A 16,118-nucleotide genomic window follows, 5' to 3' on the forward strand; every position below is an offset into this window, starting at 1 on the left:
TAGCCGGGGCAACCGGGGTGAAGGACCGGCACCCGAGTGGGGCGGATGCCGGTCCGCTCGTGAGGCGGCGCGGGGACTACTCGCCCGCGTGGGCGAGTTCGATGTCGTGGTCGTCCACGTCACCGCCGCCGAGGCTGACCCCGGTCGCCCGGGCCGGGTAGCCGGTCGCGATCACCGTGTACTGGCCGCCGTCCAGATCGCCGAAGGCGTACGCGCCGTCGCCGCCGGTCGTCGTGGAGGCGACGACGTTCCCGGCGGCGTCCACCAGTGTCACCCGGGCGTCGCCGAGCGGAGCGCCCGCGCCGCGCACCGTGCCCCGGACCTGTGCGCCGAACCGCAGCTCGACGCCGACCCGGGTGAGACCGGTGGCGCCGATCTCCACGGGCAGCGCCAGGGGCCGGTGCTTGGGCGAGCTGACGGCGACGGTCACCGGTCCCGGCACCAGGTCCGCCACGGCGAACTCGCCCATGCCGTCGGTCCGCACACTGGCCAGCACGTCCCCACGTACATCCGTGACGATCACGACCGCCCCCGCGACCGGAGCACCGCTCTCGGCCGAGCGCACCGCTCCGGCGAGGCCGCTGCTGCCGACGAGGAGGACGTCGTACGTCACCGGCGCCGACCCCGCCAGGACGGTCGTCGCCTGCGGCTGATGGCCGTCGGCCGCGGTGATCAGCACATAGGTGCCCTCCCCCGGCGCCCGGAGGGTGTAGGAGCCGTCGGCCGCGGTGACCGCGCGGCCCAGCTGGCGTCCGCCCAGGGAGATCAGGGTGAGCGCCGCCCCGGCGACCGGCGTGCCCTCCGCGCCCCGCACCCGCCCGCGCACGGGGTGCGCGCCGGCGCCCGGCTCGCCGTCGTCGAGCCCCGGCACGGTGGCGACCAGCTCGGCGACGGCGCGGGCCAGCGGGACGGCGACCGCCGCGCCGACGGCCCGTTCGTCCGGCCCGGCACCATCCGCCGTCACCGCGGCGGGCTCCTGCGCCGCGCGCCGCTGCGCGGGGAGGAACGCGGCGACCAGCAGCGCCAGCACCGCCGCCCCCGAGCCCACCGCCATGACCACCTTGAAGCCGTTCTCGGAGGGCAGGGCGACGGTGCCGAACGGGGTGGTCATCCGGGCCAGGATCACTCCGGCGACGGCGCTCGCGGTGGAGGTGCCGATGGACCGCATCAGCGTGTTGAGGCTGTTCGCGGCGGCCGTCTCGGACGGGTCCACCGCACCCATGACGAGCGCGGGCATGGCGCCGTAGGCGAAGCCGATGCCGGCGCCGACGACGCAGGAGACCAGGACGAGCTGCCACACGGCGTGCGTGAGCACGATGCCCAGCCCGTACCCGGCGGCCACGATCACGGCGCCGATCATCAGGGTCGTCTTCGGACCGCGCGCCCCGGACACCAGCGCGGACAGCGGCGCGGTGGCCATCATGACCAGGCCGGTGGGGGCCATGACGAGTCCGGCGGTCAGCAGCGACCGGCCCAGACCATAGCCCGTCGCCTCAGGCAACTGGAGCAGCTGGGGAAGGACCAGGGACATGGCGAACATGGAGAAACCGAAGGCCAGGGAGGCGAGGTTGGTCACCAGCACCTGACGGCGGGCGGTGGTCCGCAGGTCCACCAGGGGCTCCCGGACGCGGAGTTCGAACAGGCCCCACAGGAGGAGCACCACGGCCGCCGCGCCGAACAGGGCGAGCGTGGTGGCGCCGCCCCAGCCCCAGTCCGCGCCCTTGGAGATGCCCAGCAGCAGACAGACCAGCGCGGCCGCCATGCCGAGGGCGCCCACGACGTCGAAGCGGCCGCCGGCCCGCACCCGCGACTCCGGCACGCACAGCGCGACGAGCACGGCGGCGACCACGCCCAGCGCGGCGGACGTCCAGAACAGCGCGTGCCAGTCGAAGTGGTCCGCGATCAGCGCGGCGGCGGGCAGCCCGAGGGCGCCGCCGACACCGAGGGAGGCGCTCATCAGCGCGGTGGCCGAGCCGAGCCGCTCGGCGGGGAGTTCGTCGCGCATGATGCTGATGCCGAGCGGGATGACACCGGAGGCGAGGCCCTGGAGCGCCCGGCCGACGATCATCGGGGCGAGGGTGTCGCTGAGGGCGGCCGTGACGGATCCGGCGACCAGCATGACCAGACCGGCCAGCAGCATGCGGCGCTTGCCGTACATGTCGCCGAGCCGGCCCATGACGGGGGTGGCGACGGCGGCGGCGAGCAGGGTGGCGGTGACCGCCCAGGTCGCGTCCGAGGCCGACGCGTCCAGCAGCCCGGGCAGTTCGGGGATGATCGGGATGACCAGGGTCTGCATGAGCGAGACGACGATCCCGCCGAAGGCCAGCACCGCGACGACGAGCCCCGGCCGCGGGGCGGCGGGCTCCCCCGTCCTCGCGGGCGTGGAGGCCCCCGCTCGGGCGGGCGTGGGATGCGCGTGGGACATGGTGGGGGGCCTCCGTGGGGGGATGCGTTCCAGCACGAACTGCCCAGCATCGTAGGCCCAGTTGATTGACTCAACCAATCAGAATGTTCGGTGTGCGGGCGGTGAAGATTCCGGGCGGGGCCGCTACGCCGTCCCCGCCCGGAATCCCCGGGAATCCCCGGGAATCCCCGGGAATCCCCCGGAATCACCGGCGACCGCTAGAGCGCGCGCTCCAGCCGTTCCGCGACGAGCTTCACGAACCGGCCGGGATCCGTCGGCCGGCCGCCCTCGGCGAGCACCGCGAGGCCGTGCAGCAGTTCGGCGGTCCCGGCGAGCCCGGAGCGGTCCTCGCGCTCCTGGTAGGCCTTGTTCAGCCCCTGCACCAGCTGGTGTCCGGGGTTGAGTTCGAGGATCCGCTGGGCCTTGGGCACCTCCTGGCCCATCGCGCGGTACATGTTCTCCAGCGCGGGGGTGAGGTCGCCGGTGTCGGAGACGAGGCAGGACGGGGAGACGGTGAGGCGCGCGGAGAGACGCACCTCCTTGATGTCGTCGCCCAGTTGCTCCTTCATCCAGCCGAGGAGGGCGGCGTACTCCTCGCCCTGCTTCTCCCGCTTCTCGTCGCCCTGCTCGTCGCCGTCGCCGTCGAGGTCGACCTCGCCCTTGGCGACGGACGTGAGCCGCTTGCCCTCGAACTCGCCCACCACGTCGACCCAGACCTCGTCGACGGCGTCGGTGAGCAGCAGGACCTCGATGCCCTTGGCACGGAACGCCTCCATGTGCGGGGAGTTCTCGATGCTCTCGCGGGACTCGCCGGTCAGGTAGTAGACGTCCTCCTGACCGTCCTTCATCCGCTCCACGTACGCCGCGAGCGTGGTGAGTCCGTCCTCGGCGTGGGTGCTGGCGAACGACGCGGCGGCGAGCAGGGTCTCGCGGTTGTCGGAGTCGCTGAGCAGGCCCTCCTTGAGGACGGAGCCGAACTCCCGCCAGAACGTGGCGTACCGCTCCGGGGCGTTCTCCCGCATCTCCTTGACCGTGGACAGGAGCTTCTTGGTCAGCCGGCGCTGCATCATCCGGATGTGCCGGTCCTGCTGGAGGATCTCGCGGGAGACGTTCAGCGAGAGGTCCGCCGCGTCGACGACGCCCTTGACGAAGCGCAGATAGGGCGGCAGCAGCGCCTCGCAGTCGTCCATGATGAAGACGCGCTTGACGTAGAGCTGGACCCCGCGCTTGTAGCCCTGGGTGTAGAGGTCGTGCGGGGCGTGCGAGGGCACGAACAGCAGGGCCTGGTACTCGAAGGTGCCCTCGGCCTGGAGCCTGATGGTCTCCAGCGGCTCGCGCCAGTCGTGGCTGATGTGCTTGTACAGCTCGTGGTACTCGTCGTCGGACACCTCCTCGCGCGAGCGCGCCCACAGCGCCTTCATCGAGTTGAGCGTCTCGGCCTCGGGCGTGGTGCCGTCCTCGGCCGGCCGCGGGACGGTGCGGATCGGCCAGGTGATGAAGTCCGAGTACCGCTTGACGATGTCCTTGACCGTCCAGGCGGAGGTGTAGTCGTGCAGCTTGTCCTCGTCGTCGGCGGGCTTGAGGTGCAGGGTGACCGAGGTGCCCTGCGGCGCGTCGTCGACGGTCTCCAGGGTGTACGTCCCCTCGCCGCGCGAGGACCAGCGGGTGCCGTGGCTCTCGCCGGCGTGCCGGGTCAGGAGGGTCATCTCGTCGGCGACCATGAAGCCGGAGTAGAAGCCGACGCCGAACTGGCCGATGAGCCCCTCGGCACTGTCCGCGTCCTTGGCCTCGCGCAGTTCCCTGGCGAACTGCGCGGTGCCCGAGTGGGCGATGGTGCCGATGAGTTGGCCGACCTCGTCGTACGACATCCCGATCCCGTTGTCCCGCACGGTGAGCGTACGGGCCTCGGCGTCGGTGTCGATCTCGATGTGCAGGTCGGAGACGTCGGCGTCGAGCGCGTCGTCCCGCAGCTTGGCGAGGCGCAGCTTGTCCAGCGCGTCGGAGGCGTTGGAGACGAGTTCGCGCAGGAAGACGTCCTTGTTCGAGTAGACCGAGTGGATCATCAACTGGAGGAGTTGACGGGCCTCTACCTGGAACTCAAACGTTTCGGTCGTCATGATTCGGGTGTACCTCACGGGTTGCGGGGACTCCGGGAACGGACTGGCGAGGGCCACTTTACAAAGGACAGGTCGGACGGCGTTCCGTGTCGGCCGGGGTCATGCCCTCCAAGAAATCCATCAACTGTCGACAGAATGACCCCTTGAGCGCTCCACACCCCTTGACCCGCTCGTACTGTCGACACTAAGAAGGGAGAGCGAGTCGCGCCGCGTCTCGCGCGGACATTGCGAGAAGGGGGTCCACGTGACCGGCAGGCTCTCCGGGAAAGTCGCTCTCGTCACCGGTGCGGGGGCCGGGATCGGCCAGGGCTGCGCCCTGCTCTTCGCGGAGCAGGGCGCGACCGTCGTCGGCTGCGACCTCGACGCGGCCGCGGCCGAACGCACCCGCAAGGAGGCCGCGGACCGGGGGCTGGGCGTCGAGGTGCTCGCCCCGCTGGACATGACGGACCCGGCCGACGCCCGCAGCTTCGCCGACGAGGCGTACGAGCGGCACGGACGGATCGACGTCCTGGTGACCGCCGGGGCGATCGCCCCGCACATGGCGACGACCGCCGAGATGGATTTCGGCGCGCAGTGGACGCCGACCATCCGGGGCGAGATCGACGTCGTCTTCCTGCCCGTGCAGGCCGCGTGGCCGCATCTGGAGGCGTCGGGCGGCGGCTCGATCGTCAACTTCGCCTCGGTGAACGCCTTCCGGGGCAGCGGGACCTTCGGGATGGTCGCGCACTGCGCGGGCAAGTCGGCGGTGCTCGGCCTGACCCGTCAACTCGCCGTCGAGGGCGGCCCGTCGGGCATCCGCGCGAACACCGTCTCACCGGGCATGGTGCGCACCCCCGCCACGGAGTCCGCCGGCGCGCACGACGGAGCGGCCCGCGCGACCCTGCTCGCCCGGATCCCGCTGGGCCGGGTCGGGACCCCGCGGGACATCGCCTGGTGCGCGGTGTATCTGGCGTCGGACGAGTCGGCGTGGGTGACCGGCGGGAACTTCCCCGTGGACGGCGGAGTGCTCGCCAAGTGAAGGGCCCCCACCGGCCGTCAGGAGGCCGTGCGCCGCCGCCGTGCGGGCCCCCGGCCGCGTCCCGCCTCGTCCTGTTCCAGCTGCTCCTCCACCGCCCGCTGCGCCCGTACCGTCGCGCCCGCGATCAGCGCGGAGGCCAGTTCCCCGTCGCGCTCCTCGACGGCCTGGAGCAGCCGCTCCTGGTCGTCCACGCTGTAGGCGAGCCGGCCGGCTCGGGTGAGGCTGAGGTGCCGCAGCATCAGGGTGCGCAGCGCGAGGGAGTCCAGGATCTGCTTGAGCGTGGCGTTGCCGACGATCTCCGTCATCCGCTCCTGGAGCGTCACATGGCTCCAGAAGTACGCGTCCACGTCACCGTCGTCGGCCAGTTTCCGCATCCGCTCGACCCGGGTGCGCAGCTCGGCGATCTCCTCGTCGCCCGCCCGGTCGACGAGGAGGCCCGCGAGCATCGACAGGAGGTTCTTGCGCACCTGGTAGATGTCCCGGATGTCCTGCGGGGAGGGCGCGGCGACCCGGGGCCTGCGGCGGGCCTTCATCTCGACCAGGCCCTCCTGCTCCAGGAGCATCAGCGCCTCGCGCACCGGGGTGCGGCTGGTGTCGAACCGGCGTGACAGTTCGACGCTGTTGAGGTCCTGCCCGGGTTCGAGCCGCCCCTCGATGATGCCCGCGCCGACCCATTCGGCGATCTGCGCGACCAGCGGCTCGCGCCGGTCCCGCAGCCGCAGGAGGCGCTCCAGCACGAGGTGCGTGTCCTGATCGGTCATGCGGCACTTCTCCCTGCCTGGTCCGGGCTCACAGCCGGTTCAACGGTGTCGACACTATCTCACCCCGTATCGCACCCGATACGGGATCCCCCGCTTCCTGTCGACTTCCAACATTCCTGTCAACATCCGACGCCCATTATCCACCGGAGGAAGAATGAAGCGCGTACGCAGCGGCCCCTCGGGGCCCAGCAGACGGACGGTGGTCGGCGGCGCCGCCCTGGCCGCTCTCGCGACGACCGGTGTCCCGCAGGGTACGGCCTTCGCGGACACCGCCGGTCGGTCGTCCGAGCCGTGGGAGCCCGTGCCGGTGCCCGCGCAGGTGCCGGTCACCGAGTACCGGGTGCCGGTCTCCGGCGGCGGCAGTCTGTGGTGCTGGGACACCGGCGGCGACGGGGAGGCCGTCGTGCTGCTGCATCCGGGCTCGGGCAGCGGCGAGAGCTGGCCGTACCAGCAGCCGGTACTGGCCGGGGCCGGCTTCCGGGTGATCGGCTACTCGCGGCGCGGGGCCTATCTCTCGGTCGCCGGCACCCGGGCCGAGGCCGACACCGCCTCGGGCGACTTGGACACCCTGGCCGACCGTCTGGGCCTGGACCGCTTCCATCTGTCGGGCTCGGCGGCGGGCGGCCCGGTGGCGGTCGACTACGCCCTCTCCCACGAGGACCGGCTCCTCGGCCTCACGGTGTCGGGCAGCATCATGGGCATCCAGGACACCGCGTACCAGGAGCTGACCGCGGCACTCCAGCCGGACCCGTTCGGCGACCTGCCGGTGGACTTCAAGGAACTGGGCCCCTCCTACCGGGGCGGCGACCCGGACGGGGTGGCGGCCTGGCTGGCGATCCACGAACGGGCCCGCACCGCCGACGCGTTCGCCCAGTCCCTCGGCCACAGCATCACCTGGGCGGCCCTGGAGACGCTCAGGCTGCCGGTCCAGCTGATCACCGGGGACGCCGACCTGTACAGCCCGCCGTCGGTGATGCGCCTCAACTCCGGCCATCTGGCGGACGTGGAGACGCATGTCGTCCGGGAGGCGGGCCACAACCCGCACTGGGAGCAGCCGGCCGCCTGGAACCGCCTCCTGATCCACTTCCTGCGGCGGCACGGCGGCTCCTAGCCCGGGAGCCGGACGTCCAGGGCGACCAGGAAGCGGGACACCATGTTGTACGCCGCGACGGTCGCCGTCAGTTCGACCAGTTCCGCGTCGGTGAAGTCGGCGCGGAGGGCGTCGAACAGGTCGTCGGGGACGTGGAGGTCACGGGTCATCGCGTCGGTGTAGGCGATGACCCGGGACATCCGGGCGTCGAGCTCGGGCTTCTCGCGGCGCAGCTCGGCCAGTGCGGCGTCGCCGAGCCCGGCCCGCCGCGCCTCGGGTTCATGGGCGGTCCACTCGTACGGGGCGCGGTTGAGGACGGCGATCCGCAGGATCACCGACTCGCGGAGGTCCGCGCCGAGCCGGAGCCTGCCCCGGATGGCGCCCAGGAGGCTGTTCCAGCCGTCGGCGAGCTGGGGGCTGTGCAGCAGCATCCGGTCGAGGGGGCGCAGTGCCCCGCCCCGGCGGTCGCGGATGCGGGCGGCGATCTCACCGGTGCCTTCGGTGTCGGGAAGTCGTGCCATGGGGAGGGCGGGGTCCTTTCACAGGGGGCGGGGGCAGTCGGCCAACAGCCGCATCGCGTCCGGGCGTTCGACGCCTCCGAGGGCGACCCGCTCGCCGAGGACCATGACCTCGTCCCCGGTGAGGGCGGGCCAGGCGGGCAGACCGCCGCCGTTGGGGTCGGCCGTCTCGACGAACCGCGCCCAGGTGTCGGCCATGGTCCGGGCCAGCGCGCGGTCGGCCTCGGTCCAGGGCCAGGGCCGGCAGTCCAAGGTGTCGAGGGCGTACGGGAGTTCGGCGGTGTGATGGACGCCGTATCCCGGCAGGCCGTCCCGCGGGGGTGCGAGGACCAGGTCGTCGGGCAGCGGGGGCCTGCGCGTGAAGCGGTACAGCCAGGTCGGCGCGGTCCGGCGGTGGGTGGTGGCCCAGTGCCAGACGGGGTAGGTGAAGCGGCTCTCCCCGGTGAACCGCCGGGCCGTCCGGCGGGCCTCGTCCGCGTCCCGTACGGGGTACACCTCGTCGGTGCCCGGCTCCACGGGGAGCCGGCGCAGCACGTCCAGGGTCGTGTACACGGAGCCCTCGTCGGTGTTGCTGCCGACGAGCAGCGGGACCGGGTGCTGGCGGCCGGCCGCGAAGACCGTGTCGGTGGGCTCGGTGAGGACCCGGCCGTCCACGACCGGGCCGAAGTGGCCCCGCAGGACCAGTTCCACCCCGTCCAGCCGCCGCAGGCCCGCGAGATCGCGGTCGCCGAACGCCTCCGCCCAGCGCAGCCCCTGCTTCTGGGCCTCGTCGCGGTCGGTGAGGGGGCCTTCGGCGCGGCCGACGCCCGAGGCGCTCTGGCCGAGGGCGGCCCGGAACAGGGTCCGGGCCGCCGGCGCCGCCATGAGGTGGCAGACATGGGCCGCTCCGGCGGAGTTGCCGGCGACGGTGACCCGGTCCGGGTCGCCGCCGAACGCCGTGATGTTCTCCCGCACCCAGGTCAGCGCGGCGACGATGTCGAGGAGCCCGTAGTTGCCGGTGGCGTCCAGGTCGTCCTCGGCGGCCAGCTCGGGGTGGGCGAGGAAGCCGAGGGCGCCGAGCCGGTGGTTCAGGGTGACCACGACGAGGCCCCGGCCGGCCAGGGCGGCTCCGTCGTGGATCTCCTGGCCGCCGTGGCCGTAGCGGTTGCCGCCGCCGTGGATCCAGACCATCACCGGCAGCGCGGCGCCGGGCGCCGGGTCGGGGGTCCAGACGTTGAGGTAGAGGCAGTCCTCGCTCATCACCAGCGCCCGCCGGTCGGCGAAGTTGGTGTGGTACATGATCGAGTCGCGGGGCGGCTGCGGCTGGAGGGGGGCCGGGCCGAAGGCGTCGGCGCGCCGCTCGCCGTCCCAGCGCGCGGCGCGCCGCGGCGGCCGCCAGCGCAGGTCGCCGACGGGCGGCTCGGCGAACGGGACGCCCCGGAAGACGGCGACCCCGGCCTGCCACTCCCCCGCCAGGCGTCCGCCGTCCGTCCTGGCCCGGATCACGCGGGCGCCTTGTGGAGCCGGCCGTCCTTCATGATCGCCGTCAGTCGGTCGCGGTCCTGGAGGAGCGTGATGTCCGCCAGCGGATCGCCGTCGACGAGGACCAGGTCGGCGAGGAACCCGGGCCGCACGAGGCCGAGTTCGTTCTCCATGCCCATGATCTGCCCGCCGTACCGGGTGGCGGCGCGCAGGGCCTCGGCGGGGGTGAAGCCGAACCAGTCGACGAACAGCTCCAGGTCGCGCAGGTTGCGGCCGACCGGGTTCCAGGCGAAGCCGTAGTCGCCGCCGGGCAGGACCCGTACGCCCCGCCGCACCAGCTCCGGCACCACCTCGCGCACGGCCGCCGCCGTCGCCTCCACCTCCATGCCCGGCTCGGGTTCGCCGCCCGCCTCGTGGAGGTTGGCGTGGATGATGCCGGGGGTCGGGGCGACGAAGATCCGGTCGCGGGCGGCTTCGAGGAGGTCGAGGGCCTCCTCGTCGGCGAAGGTGCAGTGGTAGACGGCCCGGATGCCGTGCCGGACCGCCATCTTGACCGACTCGGCCGCGTGGGCGTGGGCGGTGAGCCATACGCCGTGCTTCTGGGCGGTGGCGGCGGCCGCGGCCACTTCCTCGTCGGTGAACTGGACGATCCGTGAGGTGCCCTGGACGACCGCGCTCTCCCCGGAGAGGGACACCTTGACGATGTCGACGCCGAGTCCGGCCATGTCGCCGACGAAGCGGGCGACCGACTCCGGGTCGGAGGGCCGCCCTTCGACGCCCGGGAAGTCGTAGACACCGGGTTCGACCATGCCGGCCGTGCCCTCCCAGGAGGCGGCCTTCAGCCGCGGTCCCGGCATCCAGCCCTCGGCGAAGGCCTTGCGGGCCGCGGTCTCGGTCCCGGGGAGCCGGTTGCCGCCGGAGTAGGCGCTGGTGATGCCGTGGTCCAGCAGGACCCGGCCGGCGTGGGCGACGAGCAGCGCCTTCTCCTCCTCCGGCTCGTCGCGGCGGCGCGAGAGGTGCTCGACGGTGGAGCCGAAGCCGAGGTGGGCGTGGGCGTCGACGAGACCGGGGAGCAGGGTGCCGCCGCCTCCGTCGATCACCCGGGCGTCGGTCCGCAGGTCGCGCGGGAGCCGGTCGGAGACCTCGGTGATCCGGCCGTCCTCGACCAGGACCTGGGCGGGGAAGGGGTCGCGTCCGGTGCCGTCGAAGACCTGGACGTCGGTGAAGAGGGTGCGGGTCATGCCGTCGTCGCCTTCCGGAAGCGGTGCCGCATCTCGCCGACTCCCCCGATCCGGCTGACCAGTTCGTCGCCGGGGGTCAGGAACCGCTGCGGTGTGCGCCGGTTGCCGACACCCGCCGGGGTGCCCGTGAAGATCAGGTCGCCGGGGAGCAGGGTGCAGAACTCGCTGAGGTACGCGACCAGTCGGGGAATCGGGAAGATCATGTTGCCGGTGCGGTCGTGCTGCACGGTGTCGCCGTTCAGCGCGCAGGTCAGTTCGAGGTCGTCACGGCCCGGGATCTCGTCGAGGCTCACCAGCGCGGGGCCCACCGGACCGAAGCCCGGATGCGACTTGGCGAGGGAGAACTGCGCCGGGCGGCCCGCGAGTTGGGCGAGACGCTCGGAGAGGTCCTGGCCCACGGTGAGCGCCGCGACCGGCTCCCAGCCCTTCTCCACCGGCACCCGGCGCGCCTCCCGGCCGATGACGGCGACCAGCTCCAGCTCCCAGTCGACATGTCCGGGCGGCAGCTCGACGGTCGTGCACGGACCGGTGAGACAGGTCGGGAACTTGGTGAAGACGAGGGGGACCTCGGGTTCCTCGTAGCCCGCCTCGGCGGTGTGGGGGCGGTAGTTGAGGGCGACGGCGAAGACCTGCCGGGGGGCGGGGACGGGTGCCTCCAGCTCGGACTCGTCGTAGGGACGCCCCCCTGTGGCACCCCGGGACCAGTCGAGCAGTGCGTCCCAGCGGTCGAAGAGCCGCCCCTCGAAGTCTGCCGGGATGTCGAGGGCGCCGTCCTCGGTCAGCAGCACGGTACGGCCCGCGAGTCGTGCGATACGCATCGGCCGCTCACACCCAGTTTTCCGCGGGCGGCTCTTCGGTGCCGTAGGCGTCGCGCCAGGAGATCACCTGGTTGCGCAGCACCCCGAGGCCCTCGATCTCCGCCTCGACCACGTCGCCGGGCTTGAGGTAGTTCGCGAACGGGTCCTCGGTGCTCGCCGCCACGCCCGCGATGGTGCCGGTGGTGACGAGGTCGCCGGCGCTGTAGGTCTGCGGGGAGTGGTAGGCGACCAGCTGCGGGATCGACACCGACATCCGGGCGGTGTTGGACTTCTGCCGGACGTCGCCGTTGACCCTCAGCTCCATGTCGAGGTCGTGCGGGTCGCCGATCTCGTCGGCGGTCACGATGTACGGGCCGATCGGGCAGAACGTCTCGATCGCCTTGGAGAAGGAGAAGACCCCCGACTCCATCTCCTTGCGCTGGATGTCGCGGGCGGTGATGTCGTTGAAGACCAGATAGCCCGCGATGTGCTCGGCGGCCTGCTCGGCGGAGAAGAAGCGGCCCGGCTTGCCGATGACGACGGCGAGTTCGAGCTCGTAGTCGAGTTCACGGGTCAGGTTCGCCGGGTACACGATCGGCTCGTCGGGGCCGATGATCGCATCGACGTTCTGGAAGAACACGATGCCCTTGTTGACGGGGTGGGACCAGTCGACGCGGACCAGGTCCTCGTGGTGCTCACGGAAGTTGCCGGCCGTGTGGAAGAACTTCTTGGGCACGATCGGCGCCCGCAGCCGTACGGCGGCCAGGGCGAACGTCCGTCCCGTCTCCGGGACCCGTCCCTCCCACTCGAAGAACACGCGCGTGGAGGGCACCTCCAGCTCCACCACGGTGTCCCCGTCGAGCCGGCCCACCAGACCCGCCTCCGGTCCCGCGTCGAACGTCACCAGCTTCATCCGAACCTCCCTAACTGTCGACACTCAGCCTGCCGATCACACCGTAGACCGTCAAGAGGCGTGCAAAGTGTGGACACAAAAGCGGAGCGTGGCTTACGGTCCGGACATGCGGACAACGTGGGACTTCGCGGGTACCCGCGCCCTGATCGCCGGAGTCGGCGGGATCGGCGCGACGGTGGCCCGGGCACTGGCCGAGGCGTACGCGGACGTGGTCGTCCTCGATGTGGACAAGGACCGGCTCGACGAGATCGCCCAGGACGGGGTGACGGGCCTGGTGGCCGACCTCACCTCGGCCGACGCCTGCCGGGCGGCGGTCGAGGAGGCGGTACGGCTCCTCGGCGGACTGGACGTGTTCGTCCACGCGGTGGGCGTCAACGACCGCAGACCCGTCCTGGAGACACCGGACGAGGTCTGGGAGCGGCTGCGCTCGGTCAACCTCGACAGCGCGTTCTGGCTGGGCAAGGCGGCCGGAGCCGTGATGGTGCCGCGCGGGTACGGGCGGATCGTCTATCTCTCCTCCGTCTCCGGGCTGCTCGCCCACCGCGACCACGCGCCGTACGCGGCGACCAAGGGCGGGGTGAACCAGCTGATGCGGGTGATGGCCCGTGAGTGGGCGGCCGACGGGGTCACCGTCAACGCGGTCGCCCCCGGCTACACCGAGACCGACCTGACCCGCGCCTACCTCGCCCGCCCCGGCGTCCGCGACTCCCTGGAGTCCCTGGTGCCCGCCGGGCGCCTGGGCCGCCCCGAGGACCTCACCGGACCGGTGCTCTTCCTCGCCTCCGCCGAGTCCGCGTTCGTCACCGGACAGGTGCTCTACGCCGACGGCGGGCGGACCCTCGTATGACCTCGCCCGCCGAACACCCCCGCGACACCCCAGACTTCATGAACGGAGACCACCCCATGAACCCCGTACCCGAACGGTTCGCCGGCAAGACCGTCCTCGTCACCGGCGCGGGCACCGGATTCGGCGCCGAGATCGCCGTACGCGCCGCGAGGGAGGGCGCCGACATCGCCGTCCACTACCGCGGTTCACGCGCGGGCGCCGAGGCGACGGCCGAGCGGGTCACGGCGCTGGGCCGCAAGGCGGTCCTCGTCCAGGCCGACATCGCCGAGCACGACCAGATCAAGCGCCTCGCCGACGAGGTGTGGGGGCACTTCGGGCGCCTCGACGTGGCGGTCAACAACGTCGGCGACGTGGCCCGAGAGCAGATGTCCTGGCGGGACATCACCGAGGAGTCCATCGACCACGTCCTCGCCGTGGACGTCAAGGGCACGCTGCTGTGCACCCATGAGTTCGGGGCGCGGATGCTGGAGCAGGAGGGTGGCGGCGCCATCGTCAACATCGGCTCCACGGTCGTCGTCCGGGGCAGTGCGCGGGCTCCGCAGTACGCGGCCGCCAAGTACGGCATCATCGGGCTGACCAAGTCGTACGCGCACGCGTTCGCTCCGGCGGTGCGGGTGAACGTGTTCGCGCCGGGGTTCATCGAGACGGCCGCCACGCTGGGGCGCCGGGACTGGCAGGACGGTCGTGGTGACACCCTGCGCCGGGCGACGCCGATGGGGCGGATTCCCGGTCCGGAGGAGCTTGCCGGAGCGGCGCTCTTTCTCGCGACCGAGGACGCGAACCACATCACGGGTGGGTTCCTGGTGGCGGACGGTGGTTACAACATGCTCGGGGCGTAGCGCTCCGCAGATACCGGCCCCCGGGACTTGGTTCGCGTCCCGGGGGCCGGTATCTGTGTGGTTACGCCACCGTCAGGGTGAGGGCGCCGGTGTAGCTGGTGCCCGCCTTGAGGGTGGTGGTGGTGCCGTTGACCGTGAAGGTGACCGTCTTGCCGGAGGGGGCCGTCACCGTGGCGTCCGAGGCCAGGGTGAGGGCGCTCAGGTACGACGTTCCGGTGACCGTCCAGGTGGAGCCGGTGCCCAGGGTGACCAGGACGCCGTTGTTGACGACCGCGCCCGGGGTGTTGGTGACCTCACTGATCTGCCGGTACTCGGCGGAGGTGATGGTGGACACGGCGTGCTTGGCCGTGCTCGCGGAGATCACGCCCTCCACGGTCGAACGGGTGAAGGACAGGCTGAGGTTCTGGCCCTGGATGCTGGCGTTGCCGCCGCCCCAGACGGAGTTGTAGAAGTCGCCCGTCAGGTCGATGTCGGTGAAGGTGCCCTTGGAGTCGGTGGACTGCGACGACGTGGTCACCCAGCTCGAGGACCTGGTCGGCGAACCGGTGGGCTCGGTGTACGTACCGGTCGTCTCGCTGCTCCACGCCTTGCCGGAGACCGAGACGCTGCTCGGCCGGTCGGTGTCCATCAGCTGGAAGATGACGCCGTTGCCGGGGTTGATCGTGGCGCCGTCGGAGCCGTCGACGGTGACCGTCCCCGCGACGGCCTTGCTCATGAAGGTGGTCTCGCCGGTGTTGACCTGGGTGCCGCCGTCGATCGTGACCGAGCCGGCCGCGTACCACATGACCATGAAACGGCCGGCGTCGATCACGGTGGACTTGACCGGGAGGTCGGCCAACTCGGCGCTGGTCAGGCCGAGTTCCAGAGAGTCGTTCAGGGCGGCGACGGCATCCGCGGTGCTGTCTCCGTAGTGGGCCGAGGCGCCCCAGTGGATGAGGGCGTAGTCGCCGACGTCGAAGGTGCAGCCCAGGAAGTGCTCGGTGACGTTGCCGATGGCGTACGAACCGTAGCCCTGGCCGCCGGTGTTGGCGATGGTGCTGTTGATGGCGGTCAGGGTGCAGTAGCTGCCGCCGTCGACCGAGAGCGCGCCCCACTTCTCCGAGGAGATGGTGGAGTTGATGTACGACGCCTTGGTGTTCGCGCCGAGCAGGTTGGTGGTGCGGACGTTGCCGGACAGGCCCAGCATCCACGGCACGGTGATCATGTACCGGGTGTCACCGGTGCCGGCCGTCGGGTACTCGTCGGGCACGACTCCGTCGGCGCAGTGCAGGGTGGAGTTCTTGACGATCACGTTGGCGGTGGCGTCGGCGATGACCGCCGTACGGACCACGCCCACGTTGCTGATGGTCGCGCCGTCCAGGACGAGGGTGGTGCCCGCACCGGTGCCGACGACGGAGGCGCCGTACCCGATGAAGTCGCAGCGGCCGTTGCCGTCGAAGAGGATCTTCGGGTCGGTGAGGGTGTAGCTGCCGCCGCCGGTGACGTAGACGCCGTTGAACGCCTCGCCGTTGGAGGCGAGGGTGATGCCGCTCGCCCCGGTGTCGGTGACGGTGCCGCCGCTGACGTCGGAGGGGACCGACTTGGCCTCGTCCACGCCGTCCGCGTCGACGTAGATGGCCTGGCGGAAGGGGAAGGTGAGGGTGCTGTAGGCGACCTCGGTGGCCTCGGCGACGGTGAGGACGATCGTCCCGCGGTAGGTGCCGGCCGCGATGGCGGTGGCCGCTCCGCCGTAGCCGTCGGTCAGCGCGGCGAGTTCGCTGCCGGTCTCCACGCCGTTGACGGTGAGGCTGAGGCTGTAGCCGTCGGGGACGGCGATGACGCCGCCCTCGGCGATGGTGAGCCGGGTGGCGGTGGTGGTCTCGGTCAGCGTCAGGGTCTCGCCGGAGGCCACGGTGATCCGCTTGCCGGCCTTGGTCGTCGCCGCCCGGGCGACGGCCGGGGCCGCGAGGGTGGGCGCGAAGGCGGCGGCCACCGCCACGAGCAGGGCACGGGGGCGGTTCCGGTAGCTGATCTCGGGACCCTGCCTGCTGGTGGTGTGTGTCACGGTGAACTCCCTTGTTCTCAGTGTTCGGTCGGGGGTGCAGGGGGGTGTCCGGGGGATTCGGACGGGGG

13 protein-coding genes are annotated in these 16,118 nt (G+C 71.9%); 4 read left to right on the top strand and 9 right to left on the bottom strand.

All coding sequences use genetic code 11. From position 1 onward, the window contains the following. Positions 1–76: 76 nt before the first annotated feature. Complete coding sequence (locus ABZ490_RS03250; protein WP_358983429.1) at positions 77–2,425, bottom strand: MFS transporter; 2,349 nt, start codon at positions 2,423–2,425, stop codon at positions 77–79. Positions 2,426–2,622: 197 nt separating this feature from the next. Beyond that, on the bottom strand, positions 2,623–4,521 hold the full coding sequence (htpG, locus tag ABZ490_RS03255) for a molecular chaperone HtpG (protein ID WP_358983431.1): 1,899 nt from the start codon (positions 4,519–4,521) through the stop codon (positions 2,623–2,625). 244 nt (positions 4,522–4,765) lie between these two features. On the opposite strand from htpG, the gene ABZ490_RS03260 reads away from it, so the two are divergent. Next, positions 4,766–5,539, top strand: coding sequence for an SDR family oxidoreductase (locus ABZ490_RS03260; RefSeq protein WP_358983433.1), 774 nt, complete (start codon positions 4,766–4,768; stop codon positions 5,537–5,539). Between the two features lie 17 nt (positions 5,540–5,556). On the opposite strand, the gene ABZ490_RS03265 is transcribed toward ABZ490_RS03260, so the two are convergent. After that, the gene (locus tag ABZ490_RS03265; RefSeq protein ID WP_358983435.1) at positions 5,557–6,300 is read right to left on the bottom strand and encodes a GntR family transcriptional regulator; all 744 of its coding nucleotides are present in this window, start codon (positions 6,298–6,300) and stop codon (positions 5,557–5,559) included. Positions 6,301–6,454: 154 nt separating this feature from the next. Here ABZ490_RS03265 and ABZ490_RS03270 point away from each other — a divergent pair, with 154 nt between their 5' ends. Then, on the top strand, positions 6,455–7,411 hold the full coding sequence (locus tag ABZ490_RS03270; protein WP_358983437.1) for an alpha/beta hydrolase: 957 nt from the start codon (positions 6,455–6,457) through the stop codon (positions 7,409–7,411). Here ABZ490_RS03270 and ABZ490_RS03275 read toward each other — a convergent pair. The 5 genes from ABZ490_RS03275 to ABZ490_RS03295 are packed head-to-tail and all read right to left on the bottom strand — an operon-like array spanning position 7,408 to position 12,320. Next, positions 7,408–7,911 (bottom strand): carboxymuconolactone decarboxylase family protein, encoded by a 504-nt coding sequence (locus tag ABZ490_RS03275; RefSeq protein ID WP_358983439.1) that lies wholly within the window; start codon positions 7,909–7,911, stop codon positions 7,408–7,410. The two genes, ABZ490_RS03270 and ABZ490_RS03275, sit on opposite strands and share 4 nt — an antisense overlap. 18 nt (positions 7,912–7,929) lie before the next feature. Next, on the bottom strand, positions 7,930–9,393 hold the full coding sequence (locus ABZ490_RS03280) for a carboxylesterase family protein (protein WP_358983441.1): 1,464 nt from the start codon (positions 9,391–9,393) through the stop codon (positions 7,930–7,932). After that, on the bottom strand, positions 9,390–10,610 hold the full coding sequence (locus ABZ490_RS03285; RefSeq protein WP_358983443.1) for an amidohydrolase family protein: 1,221 nt from the start codon (positions 10,608–10,610) through the stop codon (positions 9,390–9,392). Before ABZ490_RS03285 ends, ABZ490_RS03280 begins: the two co-directional genes overlap by 4 nt. After that, positions 10,607–11,428, bottom strand: coding sequence for a fumarylacetoacetate hydrolase family protein (locus ABZ490_RS03290; RefSeq protein ID WP_358983445.1), 822 nt, complete (start codon positions 11,426–11,428; stop codon positions 10,607–10,609). Before ABZ490_RS03290 ends, ABZ490_RS03285 begins: the two co-directional genes overlap by 4 nt. Before the next feature lie 7 nt (positions 11,429–11,435). Further along, positions 11,436–12,320, bottom strand: a complete 885-nt coding sequence (locus ABZ490_RS03295; protein ID WP_358983448.1) for a fumarylacetoacetate hydrolase family protein — start codon at positions 12,318–12,320, stop codon at positions 11,436–11,438. Positions 12,321–12,426: 106 nt separating this feature from the next. On the opposite strand from ABZ490_RS03295, the gene ABZ490_RS03300 reads away from it, so the two are divergent. Then, positions 12,427–13,167: an SDR family oxidoreductase gene (locus tag ABZ490_RS03300; RefSeq protein ID WP_358983450.1), complete on the top strand. Its 741-nt coding sequence runs from the start codon at positions 12,427–12,429 to the stop codon at positions 13,165–13,167. Between the two features lie 56 nt (positions 13,168–13,223). Further along, on the top strand, positions 13,224–14,006 hold the full coding sequence (locus ABZ490_RS03305) for an SDR family oxidoreductase (RefSeq protein WP_358983452.1): 783 nt from the start codon (positions 13,224–13,226) through the stop codon (positions 14,004–14,006). Between the two features lie 61 nt (positions 14,007–14,067). On the opposite strand, the gene ABZ490_RS03310 is transcribed toward ABZ490_RS03305, so the two are convergent. Beyond that, positions 14,068–16,050 (bottom strand): hypothetical protein, encoded by a 1,983-nt coding sequence (locus ABZ490_RS03310; RefSeq protein ID WP_358983454.1) that lies wholly within the window; start codon positions 16,048–16,050, stop codon positions 14,068–14,070. Positions 16,051–16,118: the final 68 nt, after the last annotated feature.

This window comes from Streptomyces sp. NPDC005811, assembly GCF_040630405.1.
GTDB lineage: Bacteria > Actinomycetota > Actinomycetes > Streptomycetales > Streptomycetaceae > Streptomyces.

Coding starts and splice junctions, on each gene's coding strand:
- ABZ490_RS03275 (WP_358983439.1), bottom strand. CDS start 7,911: ATGGCACGACTTCCCGACACCGAAGGCACCGGTGAGATCGCCGCCCGC.
- ABZ490_RS03265 (WP_358983435.1), bottom strand. CDS start 6,300: ATGACCGATCAGGACACGCACCTCGTGCTGGAGCGCCTCCTGCGGCTG.
- ABZ490_RS03270 (WP_358983437.1), top strand. CDS start 6,455: ATGAAGCGCGTACGCAGCGGCCCCTCGGGGCCCAGCAGACGGACGGTG.
- ABZ490_RS03285 (WP_358983443.1), bottom strand. CDS start 10,610: ATGACCCGCACCCTCTTCACCGACGTCCAGGTCTTCGACGGCACCGGA.
- ABZ490_RS03290 (WP_358983445.1), bottom strand. CDS start 11,428: ATGCGTATCGCACGACTCGCGGGCCGTACCGTGCTGCTGACCGAGGAC.
- htpG (WP_358983431.1), bottom strand. CDS start 4,521: ATGACGACCGAAACGTTTGAGTTCCAGGTAGAGGCCCGTCAACTCCTC.
- ABZ490_RS03250 (WP_358983429.1), bottom strand. CDS start 2,425: ATGTCCCACGCGCATCCCACGCCCGCCCGAGCGGGGGCCTCCACGCCC.
- ABZ490_RS03300 (WP_358983450.1), top strand. CDS start 12,427: ATGCGGACAACGTGGGACTTCGCGGGTACCCGCGCCCTGATCGCCGGA.
- ABZ490_RS03295 (WP_358983448.1), bottom strand. CDS start 12,320: ATGAAGCTGGTGACGTTCGACGCGGGACCGGAGGCGGGTCTGGTGGGC.
- ABZ490_RS03305 (WP_358983452.1), top strand. CDS start 13,224: ATGAACCCCGTACCCGAACGGTTCGCCGGCAAGACCGTCCTCGTCACC.